The following is a 26,814-nucleotide window of genomic DNA, read 5'->3' as shown; positions in this document are numbered from 1 at the left end:
ATTAGTTACTTTAATTATAAAAAAAACGCGAAAAGAAAAAAATGAATAATAAAATCAGAATAATTCTATACTTCCTACTTTTAGGAATCATAAATAATGTGAACGCCCAAGTAAAAAATACAGATTCAATTAATGGAATATGGAGAATGAGAGGTTACGGGAAAATTATAGAAATAAATGATTCGATTGTAAATAGCTTTGACGTTACCGCGATTTCACGCACACTGAATTCACAGATAAAAAAAGCATCAATAGATGAACTCGGAAAAATTGAACTGCTAAACAAAAATGTCTTAGCCCTTAAGGAGGGTAATATGAATTATCTATTAGACCGAATAGCTGAATTTCCAAATATCGAAGGCATGTCACAAGAGCCAACGGATGCTAACTACGTTTTTGATGTGTTTTGGAACACTATGAATGAAAACTATCCTTTTTTTAAGGAGAGGAATATCGACTGGTCAGAAATTCGAGAGAAATATGGAGACACAGATATCAAGAACGAAAGACAATTACGACGCATCCTAAAAAAAACGATACACCAATTAAATGATGGACACACCACACTTCTTCCATCACGCAAAAGCTACTCTAGTCATCATTACAGATCAAATAACAGAACTTCAAAATTAGAGGATAAACTTTTAAACCACTACGTAAAAGTCCCAAAAACATACGGAAGAAGCATTAAGGGTAATGGTCTTTTAAATTATGGAATTACAGAAAATAATGTGGGTTATATTCAGATTAACAATATGATGTTTTTTTCAGATAGGTACAAAATCCCAAATTCTACGTCAGGATACAATTATTTATTTGCTTATTTAGAAGCGTCTTCTACAAATCCTAATCATTTTGAAGATGAAAAAAAGAGAATAGATTCCCTAATGAAAAATATCATTACAGAACTGCAGGAAACTCATGCAATTATCCTAGATATACGTTTTAATACGGGCGGTTATGATATCGTATCTTTAGAAATATTAAGGCATTTTATAGATCAAGAAACGCAATTATATTCTAAAAAAGCAAAATTATTAAATGGTTTTACTGAAGTCCAAAACTTCTCAATAATCCCTGCTGAGAAAACATATAACAAACCTGTCTTTCTTTTAACAAGTCATCAGACGGCCAGCGCACCAGAAATATTGGCTCTGGGCTCAATGGCGGTTAAGAATATTACAAGAGTGGGATCTAATACTGAAGGGATTTTTTCAGACATACTGGAAAAAAAATTACCCAACGGCTGGACATTAAATATTTCCAATCAAGTTTATCAAAATCCTGAGGGAATTTGTTTTGAGAATATAGGGGTTCCTCCAAATAAGGAAATTGATTATCCGAAAAACGAAAATAAGTTTATCAGGTCATTAAATAGAAAAATAGAAAATGGAGATGAAGCTATTGAGATGGTTTTTAAATTAATCCAAAAATAAACTACAGTTAAACAATGGTTTGGCAATAGCGGGCGGAAAGTCTAAAATTCACTTTTGCGATTCGGTTGAAATTTGTTTTTAGTTGAAAATTTCAGGGTCGATTTGCCCGCCATTGCCAAGCCTCGATTGTTGGTTGCAATTTTCCGGAGCCATCTAACCTAAATACAAAATAATGAAATTGATAAAAAAATGAAAGCTAATAAACTAAAAATTGATAGACTTGTAACTGAAAGATTAATACTAATTCCATATACAATAGACCTTTGTAGGAATATTTTGAACAGCGATTATAGGGACTTAGAAATTTTGAACTTAAAAAAAGGTAAAAATTGGCCAGATGCAGATGTTTTGGACACATTACCAAGAATAATCAATAATTTAAAAAAAGTGGAGTGTCCAACAGGCTATGAATCTTGGATGATTATTAAAAAAGATACATCAGAAGTTATTGGAGATTTGGGATTTAAAGGGTTTAATAATGAAGAAGAAAATATTGATTTGGGGTACGGTATAATCAAAGAAGAAAGGCGTAAAGGTTACGCAGAAGAAGCAGTAAATAAAATAATAAAATGGGCTTTCACAAATGAAATAATAAAAGAAATCACAGCAAATTGTTTGACCGAAAATGTTAGTTCCATAAATCTTTTGAATAAATTTAATTTTAGGCAAATAAAAACAGAAGACGATCTGATATATTGGAATTTAGTTAACCCTAACAATTAAAAACATACTAAAGTTGTAACTGACATTGGTTTTGCATCGGGCGAGCTGAAATGCAAAATCCAACAATAGTTTCTCAATTAAACTTTTGTAATAATATCAGCTGTTGTGCTTCGATTGCCCAACCATCGCAAAACCCACAAAACTTGTAGGCAATGCTAAAACGACCACTCAAAAAAACCTCCTTAATACATTAAAATGAACAATAATCTTTTTTCTAAATTATTACTTTGGTTGTTATTAATAACCTTACCCGTAACTGTATTTTCTCAATCGACTGAATTTACCATTCAAGATGTAAAGTTTGAAAGTCAGGGCGTTACTCTTGCTGGTTCAATTATAAAACCTGAAAATCCATTTGCAGCAGTTGTCTTTGTTCACGGCTCCGACCCTGTAAAAAGAGAAATGGCTTTAGCAAAACGTCTTGCAAAAGAAGGCATTGCTGTTTTAACATATGACAAACGTGGAGTTGGAGAATCTGGCGGTGTATACGTTGGACCATCTGTTGGTACAAATAATATTGACAGTACTAATCTTAATCTATTATCTAACGACGCAAATGAGGCAGTAAAAACATTGCAAACCTACTTAAAGAACAAAAAAATACCTATTGGTTTAATTGGGGTCAGTCAGGCAGGGTGGATAATTCCAATTACTGCAAACAAAAATCCACAAATAGAATTTATGGTTTTATTTAGTTGTCCTACGATAACAACTTTAGAACAACTTCGATTTCAATTTTACACGAACGGGAATAATAATTTTTGGGAGAATCATACAGATGCTGATGCTATTGAACATACTAAAAATGACCCAGATAAGTATCAATTCGAAGCAACTGACCCCAAAAATTATTTGAGTACTCTTTCGATTCCCGGACTTTGGCTTTTTGGTGAAAAGGACATACAAATTCCTGTAAAATTGTGTATTGAACAACTAAATAAATTTAAAGTTAAAGGCAAACCTTTTGAATACACTTTATTTTCAGCATTAGGACATAATACTGTATTCGACAATGACACAACACCTTTTGACATTTCGATTCAATGGATAAAACAGAAAACTTTGAACTTAAAAAAGACTAAATCATCAAAATGAAGCACTGCCTACAACAGAGGTTTTGCGTCAGGCGGGCTGAAGTGCAAAATTCAACAGTAGTTTTTCAATTGAACTTTAGTAATAATATCAGTTTTGTGCTTCGGTTTCTCGCCGAAAGCAAAGCACCAAAAACGTTGAAAGTCAATTTTAAAAAAAATGAAATTTTTATAACTTATAAATTACATGTCTTATGATAAAACAGATAATTATTTTATTTTTTCTGATTTCCTATTCAACCATCAACAGTCAAAATACGACATCGAATCTCACAAAAGAAGAGCGACTAAAGGAAGTAGAAATTATCAGATCGACATTTGTTAATTTACATCCAGGAACATACAGATATAATTCACCTACTGAAATTGAAAATTATTTTAAAAAATTAAAACAAAAAATTTCAAAGGATATAAACAAAGAGCAATATTTTATTTTGCTTTCTGAATTAACAACATTTATTAAATGCGGGCACACTTATTTAAATCCATATAACCAGACAGAAGAAACAGTTAATAATTACTTTTCTAAGTCCTTTATTCCTTTTCTTTATGAGGTAATTGACAATAAATTTATTATTACACATAACTTATCTGAAAATAAAACCTTTAAAGCAGGTGATGAAATCCTTAGTATTAATGGAATTAAAGTAGAAAAAATCATTCACACATTATTAAATGTTAGCCGGACGGATGGTAATAATGGAGTGAACAAAAAAATTGACAATCTCAATATAGTTCCTACCAATATTATCACAACAAACTATTCTCTTTTTGACATTTATTTCCCTCTTTATTTTCCAAAAAATTTTAATACCAAAAAATATGACTTTGTGATAAAAACCTTCGAACATAAAAATATCAAAACGACCCTAAAATCATTATCAAAAAACGAAAGGCAAGATATTTATCTTTCGAATTTTGGAGCAATTCCTATGAATGAAAAAAATTGGGAATTCAAATTTATTAATGAAGAAACCGCATATTTAAGATTGGGCGATTTTGCAATTTGGAAATGGAAGGATGACTACAAAAAATATCTTGACAGCATTTTCATAAATCTCCACAATTCATCTGCAAAAAATTTGATTGTTGATATTCGTGGAAACGAAGGAGGTGATGACGATGCAAGAACAGAAGTTCTGTCTTATCTAATAAATAAACCTTTTGGTTGTGAAAATCCAATGAGAAGACTTTACAAGTTTCTCTCCGTATCAGATTCATTATTGCCATATTTAAAAACTTGGGATAAAGAATTTAAAAAACCAAAAAATGCTAGTGATTATATAAAAACATCTGACGACTATTACGAAAAAATTGATGCTTCTCAATCTGACTGTATCCTCACTTATCCTAAGGCAAATGTGTTTGATGGTGAAATTTTTTTATTGATCAATTCTAGTAATAGTTCAAGTACTTTTATAATGTCTGACATCTTTCAGCAAACTCATACCGGTAAATTAATTGGTGAGACTACTGGTGGAACTAAGAAGGGTATAAACGGAGGGCAGTTTTTCTTTTTAAATTTACCTTATTCTAAATTAGAAATAGATATTCCCCTTATTTGGCAAACTTATGTAAAACCTAGACCCGACAAAGGCATAAAACCTGATTACGAGGTCAAATCAAATCAAAAAGACATCTACAATGGAATTGACACTCAATTGAAATTTATTCTCAACAAAATTGAAAAGTAAAAAGCGATCGAAGACCCAAATTTAAAAAGAGAAATGACAAGAATAGTTCTACTATTTTTTGTAGATATGAATGAACAAAAAAAGTAGAACAAATTGAGGAAGATGCTATAAAAAAAAATTGGATTGAAATTGCCGAAAATTATTATGAATATGGGGATGAATTAAACACATCAAATATAGGATGCATTAAGATCAACAAAGATTTTTTCTAATTATAGCTATATGAGATTATTCTAGTTCAGCTTTTCGAATTTTGTTACACGTAGAGCGGTTTGAATACCAAAATAAAAGGAAAAAATTCAGAATGACCTTCCATTCAATCTATAATATTTTATAATGCACTGTGTGTTTACCGTATAAATGGTAAAATTTCATTGTATGGCTTGCCAAAGATAACTCCATATAGGGCAACTAAAAATAAAACAACCACAATAAATAAAAAAATAGGCTTATACCTAAACACCATTCCTTTCTTTTGAGTATACCTGTAATTAATGAAAGTTCCGAGTAAGAATAGACCCGTAAAAAAGAGTATTAAATAATTGACCTGCATGTAAATAATTTTAATGATTTCTTAAACGAGGTTTTGCAACCATAATTTTTTAATTTGATCCAGCTTTACTAACCTGATAAAATCTGAAATCTCGTTAGTGTTCTGACCAATTATTTCACTTTGTCTATCCGTATTTCAACGGGATAAATTGATGATTTCCCAACCTCAAATGATACTTCAACCTTGTCATTCGTCGTCAATGGTGTGCCTTCATTATCATAAAATATCGTTTTATCAGATTCTCTTCCTGCATCTTCAGGAAGAAAAATACTGTTATGCCCGTTTTCTGCCCACTTCATTTCTACTGGTGTAATCGTCTCTCCTCCACCGTTCGGTGCTGTATTTACAGTTACTGTTTGAGGTCTGTTAGTATAAACCGTAAATCCTGCGGAATAACTCAAATACCCTGTAATAGAAAAACGCTTACCTTCGTTCGCTTCAATGTCATCCACAATTTTTTTTACTGTTGCCTTTGATGATTCCACTGGTGTTCCTTTTTCACGGTTTTTCCCTCCTTCAAAAAATGAGCATGAGGTAGCTGTTAATAATATGCCTGTAACTGCTATTGTTACAAATAATGTTTTATATGTCATTTTAAAATTTGTTTTTGTAGTAATATCTTTATATAATTTTGCCTATAACAGTGATTTAAAAAAATGAAATTGGTCTTTAGCAAAAAAAATAGTTTAAATCCACTTCTCAATCAGTTCGTAATCACCTTTCCATCCTAATGTCGGTAAGATCAATACTGAGGGATCTGATTTTTTTGTTTGGACAAAAACTATACTGATGACGATTAAAAATATAGTGTTGCTAAAATCGGTTTCTCATCTCTTTGATTGAGAAACAAAGAAAAGAAATCGTACGCGCAAAAAATTGTAAAAATGGAAAGTTAGTATGATATTTGAAATATGAACCATCAGATTCTGTTTTATGTGATCAAAGAATTCAGTTTGAATTATACATCGTTCTTCTAAATGTTAACGGTTACTTACCTTGATCAATTGGTTTAGAATTAAATGATCAATTTAATCTAAAGCCTGATGATCAATAATACTGTAATTTCCAGTTTTTTGCATATTTGTTTTATTGGATAGTATTTATAGTACTAAACCTAATTAATTTCTACATCTCGCCAAAGATGATTATTTGATTTAAATTGTTTTTGAGTTATTAAAAAGCCGAGCATTAATATCGACTTGTTCTTAAACGAAAACAAAAAAAACATTTTGATATGCATAAATTGATTTCATTACAGATTTTAAAGGCGCATCAATATAATGTGTCTTGTCTGAAATAATTAAAAAAACTTATAAAATATCTCTTTTTGACTTTCCATTTATACAATTTTAAGTACTTACAGCTATCTATGTTTGTCATCCAAAATCCAAACTAAAAGAATTATAAATATTGCTATAGCTTTAATCTTTGTAACTTCAGACTTTTCAGCTCAGCTTAACAACTTTCTTACCATGAACTTTTTAATTTTTACGGTAGTGATACTTCTTCTAAAGTAAAATGCAGAAGAATTAATTACTAAAAATCGTCCAAATTTAGCATTATGAATAAGATGTAACCTATAAAACATATGAAAGTAAGTCGATTAAAATCTTTAATAGTATTCTTTACCTTATTTAATTCAATAGTATTTTCCCAAGATTCACTGATAACAAAAATTGCAAGGCAGAACATGATGACGTTTTCCGTAAAAAACCACTCATTCGAAGGAAAAGGTTGGGATACCATAGTGTCTAAAGTACAGAAGTCAGATTATATACTGATTGGCGAAGATCATTTTACAAACGAAATTCCTTTCTTCTTTTCAGCTCTTACAAACAAGGTTAAGTTTGATAATTTCTTTTGTGAAGTAGACCCCTATACCGCAAAAATTATTGAATCCAAAATCAGAAATTTACCTGACAAAAAATTGAGAAATTATGTGACTGATTTTGGAAATGTATTTTCTTTTTATGCCTTTGATCCCGAATTTGAATTATTAAAAAAGTTGGTGAGTTCAAAAACTTCTATTCATGGAACTGACCAGATATTATTAGTAGCTGATAGGCTGGTCTGCAATGAACTGAAACTAAAGACAAAAAACGCTAAAGCAAGGAAAATTTTTGAGAATATTGAGACCAAATCAAAATCATATTTTGCTGAATTTTTAAAAGACCAGAACAAACCGTTTTTCATGAAAACTGTAGAGTTTGAAAATGAAATAGAAAAACTTCTACTATTAAATTTAAGCCAGGAGGAAAAGGAGAAAGTCGAAGCACTTCAATTATCAGCAAGAATATATAAGGGTGAAGACAGTCACCATCTACGAATTCAATTAATGAAAAGTAATTTGATGAAGGTCTATCCAGAATGGAAGGATAAGAAAAATCTATTCAAATTCGGAGCAAACCATCTTGCAAAGGGTGAAAGCCTAATGAAAATATATGACATTGGAAACTTAGTTAATAATGTTGCCGATAGCAGATTTCAAAAATCCTTACACATAATGATCATAGGAAAATCTGGTACGCAGGCTTCACCATTCCAAGGCTTCCCTGAACAAATGGTGGATGAGAATAGTGGAAGTTTCAAAACATTAAAGCCTTTTTTTGACCGCATTACTTCTGATGAATGGTTTTGTTTTGATATGCATCCCCTCAGAACCGCTTTGGAAAATAAAAAATTAATCATTAAAGATGTCAAATTAATAAGAATAATAAATGGATATGATTACCTTGTGGTTATTCCGAAAGTCACGGCTTCAAAATTTCCAAAAACAGAATAGGATTTTAATCATTTCATTTTCAACTCAGATTTGAATTATCTATCTGTTATATGGATATCAATTTAGCAAAAATTTTATCAAATTTAATAATCATCTTTTTTCAGGTATTTATAATATTTGAGATAGAACGTTTATGGAATATTTTAAAAGGAAACAACAGCACAACTGCACTAAAAATACTACAGTATATCGAGTTGCCTTTTTTCAGCTTTATCAAGGATAAGAAGATGCTCAGGTTGATATCAATATTGGTTTATCCTTTGATAATGGGTTTTTTTTGTGCCGGAGGAATTCCTTTTTTAAATTATTTTTCAGGAACTGATATTAAACTTGGAAGTCCGTGGGGATATATTGCGATGTTTGGTGCAGGCTACCTAGGAATGAATATTTTGATTCTGACAGCATATATTCAAAGACAAATAACGGTAAAGAAAGTATCTCTTGATACCTTATCATATCTAATCATGTTTTATATTGTTGTACTATTAATTAGTGTTTATGCCCAGGTAAAAATATTTTTGATTCGATGATATAATGAAAAAAGATGGACTTAGATACTAAAAAGATGCAAAAAAAATATCAATAAAAAAATAAAGTTTCTGAATCAGTAAATTGAATGATTGTGGCAAAAAGGGAGTTTTGGATTGACAGAATAGGTTTCATTACCATTGAATCAATAAAAATATAGCAAATTAAATTTTTCCCTTATTTCCTTATCTCTTTCTTTTTAGATTAACAGACATAAATTTTGAAGTTATTTTGTGATTATTGATTAGGACAATTGTATTTTAAAAAACAAAAATCGATTATCAATGTAATATTACATAGGTTCAAACTGTCATTAATACAGGTAGAAGGTCACATCAATTATAACGGCACACCATCTAAAATTAATATGAAAAAACTATTTTTATTTCTCGCCCTTTCAGCAAGTTTATCTTTCTGTTTTGGTCAAACAGATCAAATTAGAATACCTACAGATAACAGATTAAAAACGCCGTTAGATTCAATGGTAGAAAAATCAGTGTCTGCATTTATGAAAAATAATTCCAGAGTGGGTATTTCAATTGGCATTATTAAAAATGGAAGGTCATACATATATAATTACGGTTCATCCAAAAAAGATAAACAAAAATTACCGACAGGAAATACGGTATATGAACTTGCTTCCATTACAAAAACATTTGGTGCAACTTTACTTGCGAAGGCTGTTATTGATAAAAAAGTAAACCTTAATGATGACATCCGCAAGTATCTGAAGGAAGATTATCCTAATTTGGAATATGATGGAACACCGATTACGCTACAAAATTTAGCAAATCTTACCTCAGGATTGCCAAACTGGATGCCAGACAAGGATATATTCGGAAAAGCAGATCCTGACTCGATTCCCTTCATCTTAGATTCCGTTCACACAAAATACAGCCGGGAGGATTTTTACCGTGATCTACAGGATGTAAAACTAAGGGTTGCACCGGGAAGTGTTTCTAGACATTGTAATACAGCTGCGCAGTTGCTGGGTTTCATTATGGAAAAAGTCTATGGAAATTCATTTGAAAATTTACTGGAAATATATTTCGCTAAACCACTAAAAATGAAAAACACCCATCTTTTATCACCTGGAAAACGGCCGGCAAAAATGGCTACAGGTTATGATGGTAAGGGGCGTATTATGCCCATCATCGATTGGGAAGATCTGATGGTTGCGGCCAGCGTAGCTTCTACAAGTTCGGATATGCTGAAATATATGGCTTTTCAATTAAATGAAACAAATGCTGTTGTAAAATTAAGCCACCAACCAACCTTTGGAAAAATTGAAGATGGTGCCGTTGCACTTAATTGGAAAGTAAAAAAAACAGAAGATGGGCGGAGAAGTATTTCTCATACCGGAGGCAGTTTAGGTTTTAGCAGCTATATGGTATTTTACCCCGATTCAAATTCAGGTATTGTTTTATTATCCAATGAGGCAGATCAGAGTGCACAGAATGAACTCATTTTATTAGCAGATTTGATTTTAAAACCAACAGAATAAAGAATTTAAATCATTGCTTCTCTCTATCAGGGCAAAATTTAAATCATATTTTATTTGTAAATATCAAATAAATAATTCAAAAAAATTTTAATGGAAAACACGATTAAAAGTAAATTCTTTAAGATTACCAAACGGACTTAAAGTCAGATCATTAATCCTCTCGGTAGATATGATAAATTTATTATTGGAGCGTATGGAAAAAATCTTGGGATGCTTATTTTCTACCAGAAATGACTTATTTTTATAAAAAAATAAGTCCGAATGAATTACCATATATTCGAACCAACACATGATTTGACGATGTTTGTCAAATGTTACTGGACTTTGGAAAGTTCAGCAGATGATTCAAAGGAAAAGCAATCCATTGTTCCCGATGGCTGTATGGAAATGATCTTTCATTATGGTGATTTGTACCTGCAACACACTTTGAATGGGAATCATATCACACAACCCAAATGCTTTGTTATCGGGCAACTTACACGTCCTCTTGAAATAGAACCTACCGGAAGGACCGGTATCTTTGCTGTCCGTTTCCATCCAAACGGTTTTTTGCCTTTTGCTTCCATTCCGATAAGGGAAATGGAGAATACAGCTATATCATTAGAAAAATTGTTTGGAAAAGATGGACTGGATATCCAAAACATAATTTTAAATTCGCATTCTACGCAGGAAAAGATCAATCTGATCGAGAAGTTCTTACTCAATAGACTGACAAGTACTAAAACCATTGATCATATCGTGAAATCATCCGTTGAAACCATTATAACTGCAAACGGTCAGCTCAGTATTGAGGAAATTTCAAGAATAACCAGGGTAAACCGCAGACAGTTGGAACGTAAATTTTCTTTAGCAATCGGTCTAAGTCCCAAACAGCTTTCAAAGACCATCCGTCTGCAGATTGCACTCAAGTTGCTTTTGACAGGAGAATTTACAAACCTTACTTCTCTGGCCTATGAAAATGAATATTACGACCAGGCACACTTTATAAAAGATTTCAGGGAATTTGTAGGTGTCACCCCAAAGGAATTCTATGGAAAAAGCCTTAAAATGACATCCTTATTTGTCGGTGATTGAGCCTGTCGCATTTTTACAATTTTTTGTTAGGGATGCATTGCAATTTTGCAGGGTGGTCGGATCATAGTTTATCACGACTTGTATATTTTATCAAATTCAAATAACTTGTCCCAAAATTATGATAACAAAAAGAAATTTTTTAACTGCATCTGCCCTTTTGATACTGTTCGGATGTGCAGTACAACAAAACAAAAACATCCAAAAAACAGAATGGCTGATCGGAACCTGGGAGCACAAAACCGCTAAAGGAAGTATCTATGAGACTTGGAGAAAAACAGTCAAAAATGAATTGACTGGAAAAAGTTATATACTGAAAAATAATGACACCATCGTTTTTGAGGAAATTAGGCTAGTTGAAGAGAATGGAAAGTTATACTATATACCAGCTGTTAAAGATCAAAATGGGGGTCAACCAGTGCGTTTTGAAAGTAGATTGATTTCTCAAAAAGAATTTGTGTTTGAAAATAGAACGCATGATTTCCCACAGGTCATTTCTTATCAAAAAATAAATGAAGATTCTTTAAATGCAGAAATTTCAGGACTGAAGAATGGAAAAGAAAACCGAAGGAAGTTCCCAATGAAGCGAATTAAATAAACTTAGAGAAACTCAATAAGCAACAACATAAATAAACACTGTCAAGTTAGATGATAAAAAGCTATGACCTCGTGCTTTATTAACATACAGATGTCTACAAACCGAGCTTTAAAAAAATCTTTTTGCTTGAGTGAAAAATAAAAATAATTGCATCAGTGTATCGCGCAGATAACGGATATTCGCATTTTATTTTTAATGATATTGTTTTGTTTTTTATCCCCAAAAGCATATCTGCTTTTGGGGAGCTCTAATCTAAATCAATCAGATTTGTTCATGTATTCCATTACTTTAAACTATTTAAAACCCTTTCAAACTCTAGGTCTTTTTTATCTAGAATATCCTGATCTTTATATTTAATTATTTCATTGATTCTGATTCCAGTTTGTTGGGTTTGTGAATTATCTGGATAAAAGATTCCGTTTCCTGTAAATTCCAAAATATAATCTCCAGGAAGATTAACTTTTACCAAATCTCCGTCGGCACCGGAAGTTTGCTGACCAATCGTTAATGATTGCGGAAATATTTTCTGTAAACTCATCGAGTACCATTCGCTTGCACTGCGGGTTTCAGGGTTGACGAGAAAGAAAACTTTTCCCTGATAAACATGTGTCTCTTTATCTTTAATTTTTGGAAAATAATATGCCTCGTCTTCAATATATACAAACGTACCTATGTTTTTGAGATTTGGTGCATAATATTTAAAAAAATAATTTTCTGCAGGCGAAAAATATTTGTAGATATAATGGTATGGAAAGCCTCCCCAATCCGGATAAGCTCTCATGTCAAAAACAATAGCTTTTTTCTGTGAAGCATTGTATAGAATACTATCCATCTTTGCGTCAATCTTGTCATTTTCCACATCCTCAATAAAGCCATATGTGTTGCTGATCTTGAAGTAGGCAATATCTTCATGATCGAGTTGACGACTTTCTGCCTTTTTTATCTTGTCTTGAACGTACGCAACAAGGATCTCATAGCTCGCCTTTTTGGAAGTGTCTATCATTTCAATCTTTGTAGAAACTTTCTTATTGCTTTTTGTGGATTTCAATTGTAACGTTTTTTGTGGAAGATTATCTGGCCAGATGAGATTATTCTCATACTTTGATAAATAATGAATCAGTTTTTCATCGTTTGAAGCCGAAAGAAGTTTTCCTTTTTCTTTAATGATCTGGGAAATACTTTTACCATTGATAGAAATGATTTTGTCGCCAACGCTAATCTGAGCTTTTGAACAAATTTCCGGGATAATAAGATGTGTTATCAAAATATGATCATCCACTATTTGAAAATCAAACGGCGCAAGGTAGGTCATATTATAAATATCCTTTCTGTAGTGCAACTGCTTGTAAAAGCTAATCGCATGACTGTCTTTCAGTTTTGAAACCAATCCGGCTAAAATAATTTCAAAATCTTTTCTCGTTTTTAATTGTGAATTTCCATCTAAACTTTTTTTGAAATATTCATCAAAACCTTTGTCCATGATATATTTATGTGGAAAAAGGTAATCTATAACTCCCTGAATTTTTGCTAAAGAAAGTAAACGATATCCGTAGGGAATATTTTCTGATTTTGGAAAAGTGTATTCTTTTTCATCACTCACCAATTTATCCTTTGGAAGTTTTTCAAAATTGTATCGATGCTCGTAAATTTTGTTGAGAATATCTTTATTTTTAGTACTAATTTTTTTGTTTTTCTGAAACCAGTCGAAATTCTGATTTTGCAACATCACATCTTTTGATCGCTCTAAAGGAGCTGATATCGTAAATTTCTCATTAAGCTTTGAAGTTAATTTTGTGATGATGGAATTGAAATCATCCTTAGAATTGATTTCTTTAACATTCACCAAAAACAAACTGTCCGCACTCACCTTTCCGCTGGCAAGATCAGGATGATAATATTTGATATAGTTCCAGGTTTTGAAGAACATAAATTGTTGTTCGGTTTGCGCAGAAAGCTTTTGTTGAAAAATAAACAACATTATAATGATTGTAAGTCGCTTCATTGGTATGCCCATTTTATTTAGGATTATACATTTTTGCTAAGGTTAACAAAAACTTAGTCAAGCAAAAAAATAAATTTGTAGGTATATAAAATTGTAAAAATGGAAAGTCAAAGCAAGACACTAGTAATCCATTAAAAATTCGGACTGTTTCGGTTTCAATTTTTGAAAGTATTTTATAAATTAATATTGCATACAAAATGTTTGGAGACAATGTAAAATTTAATTTGTTGATCAATGTATTGTTAATTTACCAAATAGTTCGATTACAGATTATGCTGTCTAAGAGTTGAACAAAGATTTCTTGCCAAATTGATTTAGGTTCGAGGGACACCCATTCTTTAAAACCTTTGTAAAAATATAAATATTTAATCTTACTAAATTCATTTACAACAATCACTTACCTCACTGAAATAAAGTTGTAAAATATCTATATTCCACCCTTTGTGCTTTATTATACTTGATCAATTAGCCCCACAAATTGAAGAATTTTAAAATTTATAACTTGTCTTCGTATACTTAAAATAGTCAATCGGCTATCGGCATCATTTATAAATTTGATAAAATTTCAAAATAATCAATTAAAAAATATACATTTGCAAAAATTAAACAATTATCCATATTTATAACACATCAAAAAGAATACTTAACTATAATATAGTTAAAATATAATTTAAAAATGGAAGTCAATTTTTATCAGCCAAAAAATAGTATTCTGAAAGAGTACATCGAAGGATATTATTTTATTGCAGAAGACATTCTTTCGAAGCCTCTCAGCTATCTTACTTTCCCAAATAACTACTGTATACTGTCTATTTATCAAAATGCTGATGAGCATTTTTACGGAAATCAATACAAAATAAAATCTGCTGAACACAGCAATATTGTGGCAGGACTTGTGACCAGCTATTCAAATCCTCTTGAAATCATTTATGAAAATTTAGTAAATGAAGTTACAATCTACTTCAAACCGCTTGCTATAAACTATTTCATTGACAATTCTCTGCTCTTTAAACAGTCAAAGATCTCTGATTTCACTCCTTTTCCTGATTACAAAGAAAAAATGGAATTGATTTTTAAACAATCAGACAGAGAAAATCAGATCAAATTATTAGAGGATTATTTATTGTCAAATTTCGTAAAAAAAGATCTAGATCTAGTTGAGCAGATTTTAGCAGATATTGAAAAAGATTTGAAGATTGACGAAATTGCCCAAAAATATAATTTTACGAGACAGCATATCAATATCCTGTTCTCGAAAAACGTTGGAAAAACACCTTCTGAATATCGAAAGATCCATCGTTTCAGAAAAGCTTTGATCAACAAAAGCGAAAGCAAAAATCTGACAACACTATCTCATCAAAATTTATTTTTTGACCAATCACATTTTATAAAAGATTTTAAAAAACTGACCGGTAAAAAACCAAAAGAATTTTTTAAAAATGTCGACACAGATAAAGAAAATATCTGGCTTTTTATTTAGACATTCCATTTTTACAATTTTTTGTGATTTCAAATTTATTTATTTGCAACAATAAAGAGAAATAACAATGACAATCACACCCATAACGTTGTTCCATTGCTGATAAAGCAACATTAGAGCCAATATCACCTATTCTGAGAAATCATCTCAAAGTTTCTTTGTTCCCAAGTCCCTTCACTTGATGTTACCATAAAATTAATTACTAAAGACAACAACAATGAAATCAATAACCACATTTAGCTTTTTGGCGCTTTTTGGCGTTTTGAAGATCAATGCACAATCAACACAAAATAGTAGTGGCGACAACGCTACTGGAACTACTGGAAATGTGAGCTATTCTGTAGGGCAAATATTCTATGAATCCAGCACATCGCCAGGAGGAAACATAAATACCGGTGTTCAAAACGCTTATGAAATTACGGAAACACTAGGTCAGGAAATATCGCAAATTGGTTTGGCACTTAAGATCTACCCAAATCCGACAACAGATATCTTGAACTTGAAAATCGACTTTACTGATCACCAGAAATACAGCTACGAATTATACGACCTTGCGGGAAAAATACTGAATAAAAAAGCAGTTTCGGGGAAAGTCACCGAATTATCTATTTCAAATTATCCTTCAGGAACTTACCTCCTTAAAGTTTCAAAAAATAACAAACCTGTGAAAATATTCAAAGTACTGAAAACCGATAAATAACAAATTGAACAAACTTATAAATTATGAAAAAACTCTCTATTTTATGCCTTTTTCTAATTTCTGCAATGGCATTGGCTCAAGCCCCGAATGCACTGAGTTATCAGGCAGTCGTTAGAAACTCGAACAACGACTTGATCAAGAATCAAAACGTTTCTTCAAAATTTTCTGTCTTAAAAGGTTCTATAACCGGGTCAGTGGTATATTCTGAGACACAGACCCAGTCTACCAACGCAAATGGACTTTTGACATCAAGAATAGGAAATGGAACAGTTGTAAGTGGTAATTTTGCATCCATTGATTGGAGTAATGACACTTACTTCATAAAGACAGAAACCGACCCAAATGGTGGAACGAACTACTCCATTGTCGGTACATCACAGCTGTTGAGTGTGCCATATGCGCTATATGCTAAAACTTCTGGAAGCTCAACACCCGGCCCGCAAGGAATCCAGGGACCTAAAGGGGACAAAGGTGATACAGGGGCGATCGGTGCAACTGGATCTCAAGGTGTGAAGGGTGACAAAGGAGATACAGGTGCAACTGGGCCTCAGGGTATTAAAGGCGACAAAGGTGATACCGGAGCAATCGGTGCAACTGGATCTCAAGGTGTGAAGGGTGACAAGGGTGATACTGGTGCAATTGGTGTAACTGGACCTCAGGGTATTAAAGGCGACAAAGGTGATACAGGGGCAATCGGTGCAACCGGATCTCAGGGTGTGAAGGGTGACAAAGGTGATACCGGTGCAATCGGTGCAACTGGATCTCAGGGTGTGAAGGGTGACAAAGGTGATACAGGAGCAGGCTTTTCTAATGGTACCAATGCTGCTCAGGTGTATTTGACAGGGGCATTGCCTTATACTCCACAAAATCCAGTTTCAGTTAGTGGAGACATTACAATCAATACTTCTGGAGTCACAGCAATTGGATCTTCTAAAGTGACAACAGATAAGATCAATGACGGTGCAGTTACAGTAGCTAAATTATCGGCAACCGGAACCAAAGATAGTTCAACTTTTCTCAGAGGGGACGGAACTTGGGCAACGCCAGTATCATCTGGTGGCGGAGGTTTTTCATATTTTAATGCAACTTCAAATGTAACTTTGGGTACAGGAAATCAAATTGTGAATGTTGCTGGAAATTACACTATCAATCTTCCCGCATCACCAACCAATGGTCAAATCATTTATTTGATCTGTCCTTCAGCTGTAGGAACAGTTAATGGCAATGGGAAACAAATTATTACTCAAGACGGAACTGGATTAAACGGTTTTAGTTTTCTTTCACATTATCGTATTGCACTTTTGATCTATAACGGCACTGCTTGGTACAATCCTTAGTCTTTTTAGTTTTAAAAATAATATGAAAAGGTGGAATTATCATTCATCTTTTCATATTATTTTTATTTAACCTTAATGGATTGATTTAAATTACATTTGATTACTTGATAACAAATGCTTTTTTTTAGTTCTCTGTATCTTCAAAATATGAAAAGTCTTTCTCAAAATCGAAAAAAGAGCTCTGTATTTCATTGCTAAAAACCTATATGAATTAGTAAATCATATTCTGATCTGGTACTACAGCTCCTGGAATAACATCTACTGTGTTTGCATTATCGGTTAATGACACTATTTCCATAGTGTTTATGAACCATACGCCGCATTCATTACTACTACTTCAACGAATGGAACAACTCGTCTTTCCATTGTGTCGCTGTTTTAAATTTATCTAAACATAAAAAATATAAAGAGGCTTATACTATGTTTGATTATGCCCTTTTTTAATTAATAAAAAAATATCATCATCAATCACAACAGAAAATTATGAAAAACCTACTCACACTATCTATTCTTATTTTAGCTTTCATCGCCTGTAACAACACAGAAGAAAAGACCGTACAAGTATCAGACAATGAAAAATTAGTAAAACAGTACTTTGAACATTTCAACAAACACGAATGGACAAAAATGGCAGATATGTATGCTGAAAATGCGGAATTTAAAGATCCTTCCTTAGGACAAGGAATTATTAAACAGACCAAAAAGCAGATCATTGAAAAATATTCAGAACTTAATCAAGTTTTCCCAGACCTTCACGACAAAGTGATTCAAATGTACCCCTCTGGTAAAAAGCATATAATCGTAGAATTTGTCTCAAGTGGAACAGCTTCAGATAATTCAAAATTTGAGTTGCCAATCTGCTCAGTTATAACCATTGAAAATGGCATCATCACAAAGGATTTTACCTACTATGATAATTTTGATGAAGAACAAACACAATAACATAGCTATTGATTATGAAAAATAAAATATCCATACTTACAATCTTTGTTTCAATACTGATGTTGACATCGTGCGAGAGAAAGATCAAGAATGAATCGATTGTAGAAAAAGATAATTCTCTGCTACAGTCAAAACTTTTGAGTGACACCAAAAAATTTAACGCGCTTGCAAAAAAAGACAGCAGTAATTTAAAAAAGCTTGAGGAAATTAAGCTCAATTATAAAAGTATAGTAGATTCCATCGGATTCTGCCACAATTGGAAAGGAAAAATCACTTTATTGGATCTCGATGAAGTGGATGCTTATTCAAGCGATACGGTTGTGATGAGGATTGGCGTGGAGAATATCTATGACAAAGGTTATCAAGATTATTTTTCCTTTATGCAAGTAAAGGCTATTCCTAAAAATGGAACATTATATAAAAAACTAAGCCGTATTAAGGAAAATAGCGAAGTCGTTTTTAGCGGTAGATTACTGGGTGCAGGTTTGCACGATATGTCCCCTGGTTACGAGTTCAGCAACTTCCATATTGAAACAGATTTTTCGGATATTAATGTTGTAAAATAGGAGTAAAACATAGCTTGTAATGGAAGAATTGCACTGTAAATTTCTGTTTGACAAGATCACTAGATCTTTTTTAGGTTAGCCAATGCCATATATCCTCTATACTCTTTACCCTGGGGATCGACATAATACACATTGATCCACTTGCCCGGTATTATGCTGTCAATATTAAGAGTTACCTTATTACCTTTTATCAGATAAATTTTCTTTTTATTTACATTATCTGGCTTTTCGTAAAAATAAGATTTTGGTACAGAAACAATATAATCGCCGGCTGTAGCATCTGTGATTTTTCTATAATCACCATTGAAATCCTGTGGGAGGTGATCAACGTTACAATTGTCAAAATTTGCGTGCATTTTACCATTGTCCAACAACAGACTCACCTTGCAGTCAGGGTCATTTTCATCACTTTTTAAGAGATAGGTATTATCTTTTGATTGTGATTTTCCAAAGTACGAACCTGTTTGTCCACTTTGTGTGTTCCACCACGCAAAGATTTCCGCTGTAACGTTAACTCCGGCTTTCTGAAATGAAATGTAACAGTAAGAACCATTTTTATTTTTCAATTCATAAGTCCCGCTCTGCGAAAACACAAAACTACCCGTCAACAAAAAAACTATTGATAGAAATTGCTTTCTCATAAAATTTTCAAGCATAAATATCATTGGATTAAACATATCAATTATTGTACATTTTAAACAACGGTCAACCATAGTGCCAACTTTCAAATTTTTTAAGTTACATCATTTTTCTTTCGATATGTACTGCTGAAATTACCATATTCCATTTTTACAAGTTTTCTAAGATTCCCTTCCATATTTTTACGTCAAATACTTTAAACATCATCGTGGAAATATTGTTCTTCTACCCTTTTGTATCATTTTGAAAATTGAATTATTACATATGTATCATATTACCTCGTTCATTGTGAAAAATAGTAAATCATTTTTAATACTTCTCATTTTTATACTGATAAGTACATCGTGTGAGAGAAAAATGAAAAGTGAATCGATTTTAGAAAAAGATAATTCTGAGCTACAGTCAAAACTAATAAACTTTACAAAAAAATTCAATGCCGAGGCAAGAAAGGATAGTAACAATGTCAAAAGGCTTGAGGAGATGAAGCTTGAATATGAAAACAAAGTAGATTCAATTAAAATTTGCCAAAATTGGAAAGGAAAGATAACATTGCTTGATTTGGATGAAGTCGATGCTTATTCAAAAGACACGGTTGTTATGAGAATAATCATTACAAACAATTACGGCAGTAACTATCAGGATTCTTTTTCTTTCGTCGAAGTTCAGCCGATACCTAAAAATGGAAAATTATATGAAAAATTGAGTCGCATAGAAGAAAATACGGATGTTGTATTTAGCGGGAAAATTCTAGCAGTTGATTTTAAAGATATCACTTCCGGTAACGAATTTAGCAACTTTTTTGTTGCAACTGAATTTTCTGAAATAAAACCTGCAACTTACTAGCATTTTACAATTACGTAAAACATAAAGTTATCAGGTAAAATGCTGTACTGCATACTTTTTGATTAATTATTAATAAATAATATTTATATGGGTTTAGGAGATTTTTTCAGAAGCCAACTTTCACAGGTCATTGAGTGGAAAGACCAGCAACCAGATGTTTTGATTCACAAATTCCCATCTGAAGATGATGAGATCAAGAACGCATCCAAACTTATAGTAGCACCTGGACAGGGCGTGATCTTGGTCTATGAGGGCAAAGTTACAGACCATCTGTCTGAAGAAGGTATTTTTGATCTGGAAAGTGATAATCATCCTTTTATCACAACTTTGCTAAAACTTCGCACCTATTTTGAAAGCGAGCACAAATTAAAGATCTATTTCTACCGTACTTCTGAAGTTGTTAACCAAGGTTGGGGCACTTCACAGGCTATCAAATATATTGATCCCGTATATAAGATTCCGATAGAACTGGGTGCTAATGGTACCTTTTCTTTTAAGATCAGTGATCCTCTGTATCTCTTTACCAATGTTGTGGGATCTCGAGATCAATACTTGGTGGCAGAAGCACGAGAGCTCCTGCAAGGAAGATTTCCACAAAGTCTTTCTTCGGTTCTTGCAACAGGTGCAATTTCCTATCAGCATATTGACGCAAAGCTACCCTCCCTATCTCAGGACATTGAAGAACAGTTGCAGGTAGAGATCAAAGAACTTGGATTTCTACTGACCGACTTTAAACTCAACGGAACAATGTTCGATGCTGCCACAACTGAACGGATCGGCAAGATAGCAGATATCACGGCAGAATCTATGGCCGCGGGAGAAGGTGGATTATCCTACATCGATATGGAAAAACTCAAAGCACTTCGTGACGCTGCTCGTAACGAGGGTGGCCTTGCAGGCGCAGGTCTGCAATTAGGTGTTGGTATGGAGTTGGGCAAAACGTTTGATGTTGCCAAAGAAGATCAGTTAGATGCTGATGCGCCTGACATTGTAACAAAATTACAGCAATTGAAGCTACTACTGCAAGAGGATATTATTACGCAGGAAGAATTCGACATCAAAAAGAAAGAATGGCTGGATAAATTTTAAATTTTGGAAAGATGAAAAAAATTATTGGAATTGCTATCATACTTCTAAGTATGGCATTAATTGGTATCATTATATTACGCATCTGGAATATTGAGATCATCAGTCTTAAAAATCTTATAAAAAGCAGTATTACATTGCTCTTACTTGGGTTAGCAAATCTCTTGCTGATTATCGTCTATGGTTTTCTTTTAAAAGATAACAATCAAGACTATGATAAAACCAAAGGCAACAGAGCACATCCCAAATTATAATATCAGAATTGAATATGGCTAAGAATATTAAGGCAATCAAATGCCCAAATTGCGGCAGTATTAAAAAAACGGAAATCAAAACGGATCATTTCCGCTGTCTTAATTGCGATACCGAATATTTTCTTGATAACGATGACATCAACATCAATATCAATCATACGCCTTATCAAGGTGCACAACAGTCCACAACAGCAAAAAGAAACACAGTTACTATTGTAATAACTACAATATTGTTATTATTTGTACTCTTTTTAGTTGTAAAAAATTTTAATCGAAATTCGAAAGAAGCTGTGTCAACTGAATCTGCAAAAGAAAAATATGATTATTACGGAAGCGACATCGTATACCAAAATGTCAACACAGGGAAAGCTGTATTTTTAAGACTGGGACGTGAAAATATCATTGGAAAAGATAATAGTATAGATTATGTGAATACACACGCGGTCTTTATCGATCCGATGACTAAAAAGCAATTTAAAGATGATGTGATCTTTGAACGCATCAGGCGACTTGATAATTATTTTAGCACATTTGAAGTTTATCAGGATGGGACCATATATATGACCTATCCTGGAGAAAAGTTATTTACAATTGACCGTAAAAATAATAAACTTGTAGATGTCACTAAATCTATTTTCAGCAAACATCCCGAAATGAGTTCTGGAATTGCTAAAATAAGTCTCAATGATAACTATTTTGATCTGATGACAAACGATGGTCAGGAATATTATTATGTACCTAAAGTAGATCTACTTACCAAGGAACGCGACGAAGTAGAAAAAGCAATCTACAGCACATATCCCAAAACCTGGCTCAAGTTTGACATGTTTTTATCTGATAACCTGATGAAAATGACACTTGACAAAAACACTTTAAAACCAACTGGTGTAAACCTGCTACCTGATCGCAAGTTTTTCAGACCACAGCTTCTGTATCAGGATGATAAAAATTTAATTATCGCAACCTGCGCCACTGCAAACACGGATGGACCTGTTATGTTGCAAAGCCTTAATGTGGAAACTGGCGCAATTATCTGGTCTCAGCCTGCTGTAACTTTTAATTACAAAAGTGCGTCGAAGTGCAACGAAGGCTTTGCAGTTCACTATTCTTCTGGGGCGGATCACGATTACATCTCAGGAGTCTTGGTTATCTCACCGGAAGGAAAAGTCATTAGTGATTATTTGCTTAAACGTATGGAGTAAAATAGCTATGAGTACACAAAAATTAAAAATCATTGCAGACGGTTCAATCATTGCGATTTCAAATACGAAAGCATACAATGAAATATTAAAAAACCAGACAAGTTGGACCTGGAAACAAGTCAACGAATTTTTACTGGAAACAAATAAAGATAATCTAATTGTTTTTCAAACTGCGTGGGATGACGAATGGATATTAGAATTCTTCATAAATCAGGAAACGGATATGACTGCTTTTCGGCAGTTCGAACAAAGTATTGAAGTGACGGATGAAAATCTTTATCTGGTCAATTGGACAGACCTGACTTCTTCCCTTCAATTTAAAAACACCAAATTACCTGACAAAACTAATGATGATTTAAATATCAAAATCCCAAATGGTTTTTATCGAGTAACCGTTAAACAGCTTTTTGACCATGATAATTACGATTATAGCAGTGAAAATAAAGTTAGCTATGTAGTAGAATTAATCTCTGAATTACTTAATCCGGACATAAAAGCTGAAAAAATTATTTGGACAGAGGATTTTCCTAATAATGACAGCAAGTTTTTGAATGACGAAAGAAACGAGATGGATGACTTTTTAGATGAATTATTAAATAACGATAAGATCAATACTGATAAATCAATCAAATCCCCAAAACAAGTCTTATGATATTTTAAAAAATGAGTTACGACATTTCACTTTATAGAATCGAAACCAGAGAAAAAGAAGAAAGCACAGATGATGAAAGCTTTTTCGAAAACGAAGAAAATTTAGTTGCATTCACAGAACAACAATTTCAAGAACTAAAAGAGAGATTGATTAGCTACGGTTATCAACTATCAGAAGAGAATGATTATGGCTTACAGTTCAGCCACGATGATGAGGATAAAGGGACTGCATTATTAACAAAAGAAGCCTTGTTTTTCAGGGCAAGTTGGACTGAAGACTCGATTTTTGAAGTGGGAATGACTGCTTCTGAATTTACAGATTCGGGAGAATATGCAAAATATGATTTTCAGAATGGCGAGTGGGAAATCTGGGAATAAGAATGAGTAATTGGAAGAATACATATATTTTTAAGTTGTAAGCATTGTTAAGAAAAAAAGTAAAACAATATTTAAAGATGGAAATAAAAAAATTGATACTACTTACAATATTTCTATTTGGGTTTATGGATATCTATTCTCAAGCACTTTCTAATAAGTTCACAGTAGATAATTTTGAAAATCAAATACTAAATTATAATCCAAATAAAATTCCATTTGTCTCGGATAAGGATTATAACTATGGCATTATGATTTTAAAAGAGACACGGGATTCGGTAAAAAATAAACCCGAAAATTTCAATTTGGCAGATTATTTCAACATCTTAATGGCGTTTCTTAAGCTGAATGAAACAAATGAAAATATTAATGTTGCATTTAAAAAATTTGTCAATGCAAAAGGGAGTTGCGAATATATTTTAGCTTTTGAAAGTTCTTTTAAAAATAGTCCGAACTATGATATTATACGAGAGAATTACAACCAGCAAATAGCTAAATGCCAGTCCAATACTGAAGTTGAAAAAGAATTAGATATTTCGGAATATTCTAGGTCTAATCATCTGAATTTTTACTTAGTTGAAAAAATATATAATATTGGAATCAATGACCAGAAATACCGAAGTTCCGACAGGAAAAATGGATTATCAGACAGCCAACAAGTTTTGGATAAAAAAAACCAGGCAATTATTGATTCATTATATAAGACACATAAAACATACATAGGAAGAAGCTTGGTAGGTAAGAAATTTGAAAGCGTTATGTGGGCTGTTATTCAGCATTCCAATGTGGAAATGATGGAAAAATATTTACCTGTCATTAAAAAAGCTGTTCTTGACAAAGAATTAGAAGTAGTTCCTTTAAAAATGCTTATCGACAGGTTTTATGGATTGAAACACGGTTATCAGATTTTTGGGAGTCAGGGCGACGGATTTGGGTTCAAGCCGGCCGATGACAAAACGAAAGAAGAAGTAAAAAAGAAATACGGAATTGAATAATGATAAGTTTTTGCATCGGTTGCAAATTTTACAAAAACATTTCAAAATGAAACACTTATTTTTTACATTTCACAGCTTGTCTTTCAATACTAACGCAAAAAATATTCAGGACTCACTTTAGCATATCAGACTTTATTTGTGACCCAAACCATCCGAAATTTAAAAACTTAAAATCCTGTATAAATGCCAATAATATTAGTTTTAAAGTTGTGTACAAATACAGGTTTTTACCTCTATTTCTGTCAGCAATTCTTTTAGTAGTTGCTGTTTTTTTAAAATATGCTTTAAATAGCGACATTGGTTCATTGTTAGGATGGACTATATTTTTAAACATTGCCTCTTTCATTTATTACAGAGGTGTCCTTGAAACGAAGAATAACAGGGAGTTGCAAACTGAATTAGAAAGTAATCTGCCACCCTCTCCTTCAAAGGAAGAAATCGAAAAAATGTATCAGAATGAGATGCAAGATGAAAAACAACAACAAATTCAGAATATTATCTTTAGAAGTTTTTATTTATTTCTAGGTATTTGTCTGACATTAGGAGGTCTATCAGTTGTTGTTTTTGAAAAGGAGGTTAATTATTTTGGTATGGTAATTTTTATACTTGGAGCCTTGTTCAGTATGTATTCAATATTCCGTCTGAGAAGATGGATTTACTTACATAAATATTATAAAAAAGAAGCAACCACTAAAAAAGTTTTTGGTGATGAATTAAATAACGACAATGACTAATACTAAAATTATTTGAAAAGAAAAAATAAATAATATGGTATAGAATCAGGGCTATGCGTCAGGCGGGCTGAAGGGCATATGATTAATTGTTTTTTGAATTGAAAATTACAAACTCAAGATTATGAAAAATAAATATTATTACTTCGTACTTATCTTCATCTCATTCCAAATCAATTTTTTTGCTCAAAATAGTAAGAATAAAAACCATTATGATTATCAGGTAAGAGAAGAAACAGGTGATTTGAACAATGATGGCAAGGCAGACAGAATCACGGTAAAAATGGATACAGTTGATGAGACAAGACCATTTAAAGTGCAAATTTTCCTATCTCAACCCAAAGGAAAATTGACTTTGGCTTTATCTTCAGACAAAATTATTGAACCTCAATATCCTTTTGAAAATCAAGGAAAATTTAGTGGTTATCAGATTCCAAATTTCTTTATTGAAAATGGGATTTTATCAATGTGGAGTGAAATTAAAAGTGGCAATATTACGTACAATTTCAAATATCAAAATGGGAACTTTGAATTGATTAATGTAAAAAAGTTAACCAATAATGCGACCAAGGGATATACTAACGAAAATACAATTTTCACCGAAATGAATTTTGATTTAGTTAACGGAATTATAACGGAAACTGATGAAATTTTAGGTGCAAAAGAACCATCAAGTAAGAGAAAGAAAACCAGATTAGTCAGAACGTTGCCGAAATTACAGGAGTTTAAATTTTCTGATAAAAATTTATATTAGGACTCATAATGCCAAAAACGTATTATTTAAAATTTATTGCTAATAGTAAAGAATAATATAAGTACCCTTAGTCACATATCCAAAAATATAGTTTTGATTGCAACTCAACATACAATTTACCAACATTGAACCAAATCATATAAAAATAGTAAAAACACCTAAAAAGCTAAGGGATATTTCGGATTTTGCGAAGTGGACAGATTGAAATAGGCTTAGAGCAATTATAAAAAATTAAAGATTTTGAACAGCGAAGAAGCAATGACAAACGACGAAAACG

26 protein-coding genes are annotated in these 26,814 nt (G+C 32.3%); 23 read left to right on the top strand and 3 right to left on the bottom strand.

The genetic code is table 11. The annotated features are described in order from the left end of the window. Window positions 1-41: 41 nt before the first annotated feature. From IO90_RS09350 to IO90_RS09330, 4 genes are all read left to right on the top strand, one after another. On the top strand, window positions 42-1,436 hold the full coding sequence (locus IO90_RS09350; RefSeq protein ID WP_034965894.1) for a S41 family peptidase: 1,395 nt from the start codon (window positions 42-44) through the stop codon (window positions 1,434-1,436). A gap of 189 nt (window positions 1,437-1,625) precedes the next feature. Further along, complete coding sequence (locus IO90_RS09345; RefSeq protein WP_034965893.1) at window positions 1,626-2,159, top strand: GNAT family N-acetyltransferase; 534 nt, start codon at window positions 1,626-1,628, stop codon at window positions 2,157-2,159. 195 nt (window positions 2,160-2,354) lie between these two features. Next, window positions 2,355-3,254, top strand: coding sequence for an alpha/beta hydrolase (locus IO90_RS09340; protein WP_034965892.1), 900 nt, complete (start codon window positions 2,355-2,357; stop codon window positions 3,252-3,254). A 190-nt stretch (window positions 3,255-3,444) separates the two neighbouring features. Next, the gene (locus tag IO90_RS09330; RefSeq protein WP_034965890.1) at window positions 3,445-4,944 is read left to right on the top strand and encodes a S41 family peptidase; all 1,500 of its coding nucleotides are present in this window, start codon (window positions 3,445-3,447) and stop codon (window positions 4,942-4,944) included. Between the two features lie 663 nt (window positions 4,945-5,607). Here the strand turns inward: IO90_RS09330 and IO90_RS09325 are convergent. Beyond that, the gene (locus IO90_RS09325; RefSeq protein ID WP_034965889.1) at window positions 5,608-6,090 is read right to left on the bottom strand and encodes a hypothetical protein; all 483 of its coding nucleotides are present in this window, start codon (window positions 6,088-6,090) and stop codon (window positions 5,608-5,610) included. A 995-nt stretch (window positions 6,091-7,085) separates the two neighbouring features. On the opposite strand from IO90_RS09325, the gene IO90_RS09320 reads away from it, so the two are divergent. The 5 genes from IO90_RS09320 to IO90_RS09300 all read left to right on the top strand — a co-directional run bounded on the left by IO90_RS09320 (window position 7,086) and on the right by IO90_RS09300 (window position 11,980). Beyond that, complete coding sequence (locus IO90_RS09320; protein ID WP_034965888.1) at window positions 7,086-8,279, top strand: hypothetical protein; 1,194 nt, start codon at window positions 7,086-7,088, stop codon at window positions 8,277-8,279. 50 nt (window positions 8,280-8,329) lie between these two features. Continuing rightward, window positions 8,330-8,809: a hypothetical protein gene (locus IO90_RS09315; protein ID WP_034965887.1), complete on the top strand. Its 480-nt coding sequence runs from the start codon at window positions 8,330-8,332 to the stop codon at window positions 8,807-8,809. A gap of 365 nt (window positions 8,810-9,174) precedes the next feature. Then, window positions 9,175-10,311: a serine hydrolase domain-containing protein gene (locus tag IO90_RS09310; RefSeq protein WP_051878480.1), complete on the top strand. Its 1,137-nt coding sequence runs from the start codon at window positions 9,175-9,177 to the stop codon at window positions 10,309-10,311. A 261-nt stretch (window positions 10,312-10,572) separates the two neighbouring features. Then, complete coding sequence (locus IO90_RS09305; protein WP_034965885.1) at window positions 10,573-11,385, top strand: helix-turn-helix transcriptional regulator; 813 nt, start codon at window positions 10,573-10,575, stop codon at window positions 11,383-11,385. Between the two features lie 118 nt (window positions 11,386-11,503). Further along, window positions 11,504-11,980 carry a DUF6265 family protein gene (locus IO90_RS09300; protein ID WP_034965884.1) on the top strand — a complete coding sequence of 159 codons (477 nt, stop codon included), beginning with the start codon at window positions 11,504-11,506 and terminating at the stop codon, window positions 11,978-11,980. 283 nt (window positions 11,981-12,263) lie between these two features. On the opposite strand, the gene IO90_RS09295 is transcribed toward IO90_RS09300, so the two are convergent. Then, complete coding sequence (locus IO90_RS09295; RefSeq protein WP_165570268.1) at window positions 12,264-13,982, bottom strand: S41 family peptidase; 1,719 nt, start codon at window positions 13,980-13,982, stop codon at window positions 12,264-12,266. 676 nt (window positions 13,983-14,658) lie between these two features. Here IO90_RS09295 and IO90_RS09290 point away from each other — a divergent pair. The 5 genes from IO90_RS09290 (at window position 14,659) to IO90_RS09270 (ending at window position 19,007) form a co-directional block, all read left to right on the top strand. Then, window positions 14,659-15,462 carry a helix-turn-helix domain-containing protein gene (locus tag IO90_RS09290; protein ID WP_034965882.1) on the top strand — a complete coding sequence of 268 codons (804 nt, stop codon included), beginning with the start codon at window positions 14,659-14,661 and terminating at the stop codon, window positions 15,460-15,462. A 217-nt stretch (window positions 15,463-15,679) separates the two neighbouring features. Next, window positions 15,680-16,162 (top strand): T9SS type A sorting domain-containing protein, encoded by a 483-nt coding sequence (locus IO90_RS09285; RefSeq protein ID WP_034965880.1) that lies wholly within the window; start codon window positions 15,680-15,682, stop codon window positions 16,160-16,162. Window positions 16,163-16,185: 23 nt separating this feature from the next. Beyond that, window positions 16,186-17,499 carry a collagen-like protein gene (locus IO90_RS18905; protein ID WP_228374669.1) on the top strand — a complete coding sequence of 438 codons (1,314 nt, stop codon included), beginning with the start codon at window positions 16,186-16,188 and terminating at the stop codon, window positions 17,497-17,499. Window positions 17,500-17,982: 483 nt separating this feature from the next. Further along, complete coding sequence (locus IO90_RS09275) at window positions 17,983-18,441, top strand: nuclear transport factor 2 family protein (RefSeq protein ID WP_034965878.1); 459 nt, start codon at window positions 17,983-17,985, stop codon at window positions 18,439-18,441. A 14-nt stretch (window positions 18,442-18,455) separates the two neighbouring features. Continuing rightward, complete coding sequence (locus IO90_RS09270; protein ID WP_131450849.1) at window positions 18,456-19,007, top strand: hypothetical protein; 552 nt, start codon at window positions 18,456-18,458, stop codon at window positions 19,005-19,007. Between the two features lie 59 nt (window positions 19,008-19,066). On the opposite strand, the gene IO90_RS09265 is transcribed toward IO90_RS09270, so the two are convergent. Further along, window positions 19,067-19,648: a hypothetical protein gene (locus IO90_RS09265; protein WP_131450848.1), complete on the bottom strand. Its 582-nt coding sequence runs from the start codon at window positions 19,646-19,648 to the stop codon at window positions 19,067-19,069. A 262-nt stretch (window positions 19,649-19,910) separates the two neighbouring features. Here IO90_RS09265 and IO90_RS09260 point away from each other — a divergent pair, with 262 nt between their 5' ends. From IO90_RS09260 to IO90_RS09215, 9 genes are all read left to right on the top strand, one after another. Next, window positions 19,911-20,489, top strand: a complete 579-nt coding sequence (locus tag IO90_RS09260; protein ID WP_131450847.1) for a hypothetical protein — start codon at window positions 19,911-19,913, stop codon at window positions 20,487-20,489. 87 nt (window positions 20,490-20,576) lie between these two features. Further along, on the top strand, window positions 20,577-21,578 hold the full coding sequence (locus IO90_RS09255) for an SPFH domain-containing protein (protein WP_034965873.1): 1,002 nt from the start codon (window positions 20,577-20,579) through the stop codon (window positions 21,576-21,578). Between the two features lie 11 nt (window positions 21,579-21,589). Next, complete coding sequence (locus IO90_RS09250; RefSeq protein ID WP_034965872.1) at window positions 21,590-21,829, top strand: hypothetical protein; 240 nt, start codon at window positions 21,590-21,592, stop codon at window positions 21,827-21,829. A gap of 14 nt (window positions 21,830-21,843) precedes the next feature. Beyond that, on the top strand, window positions 21,844-23,031 hold the full coding sequence (locus IO90_RS09245; protein ID WP_034965871.1) for a hypothetical protein: 1,188 nt from the start codon (window positions 21,844-21,846) through the stop codon (window positions 23,029-23,031). Window positions 23,032-23,038: 7 nt separating this feature from the next. Continuing rightward, on the top strand, window positions 23,039-23,683 hold the full coding sequence (locus IO90_RS09240) for a hypothetical protein (protein WP_034965870.1): 645 nt from the start codon (window positions 23,039-23,041) through the stop codon (window positions 23,681-23,683). 11 nt (window positions 23,684-23,694) lie between these two features. After that, the gene (locus IO90_RS09235) at window positions 23,695-24,060 is read left to right on the top strand and encodes a hypothetical protein (RefSeq protein ID WP_034965869.1); all 366 of its coding nucleotides are present in this window, start codon (window positions 23,695-23,697) and stop codon (window positions 24,058-24,060) included. A gap of 77 nt (window positions 24,061-24,137) precedes the next feature. Beyond that, complete coding sequence (locus IO90_RS09230; RefSeq protein WP_131450846.1) at window positions 24,138-25,052, top strand: hypothetical protein; 915 nt, start codon at window positions 24,138-24,140, stop codon at window positions 25,050-25,052. 209 nt (window positions 25,053-25,261) lie between these two features. Next, window positions 25,262-25,786: a hypothetical protein gene (locus tag IO90_RS09220; protein ID WP_131450845.1), complete on the top strand. Its 525-nt coding sequence runs from the start codon at window positions 25,262-25,264 to the stop codon at window positions 25,784-25,786. Window positions 25,787-25,907: 121 nt separating this feature from the next. Further along, entirely contained in the window at window positions 25,908-26,537 is a 630-nt protein-coding gene (locus IO90_RS09215) for a hypothetical protein (protein WP_034965864.1), read from the top strand. Window positions 26,538-26,814: the final 277 nt, after the last annotated feature.

The sequence above is a fragment of the Chryseobacterium sp. FH1 genome (assembly GCF_000735135.1).
Taxonomy (GTDB): domain Bacteria; phylum Bacteroidota; class Bacteroidia; order Flavobacteriales; family Weeksellaceae; genus Epilithonimonas.
The sequence above is the reverse complement of the archived record's forward strand: the minus strand, read 5'-3'. Positions and strand labels throughout refer to the sequence as shown.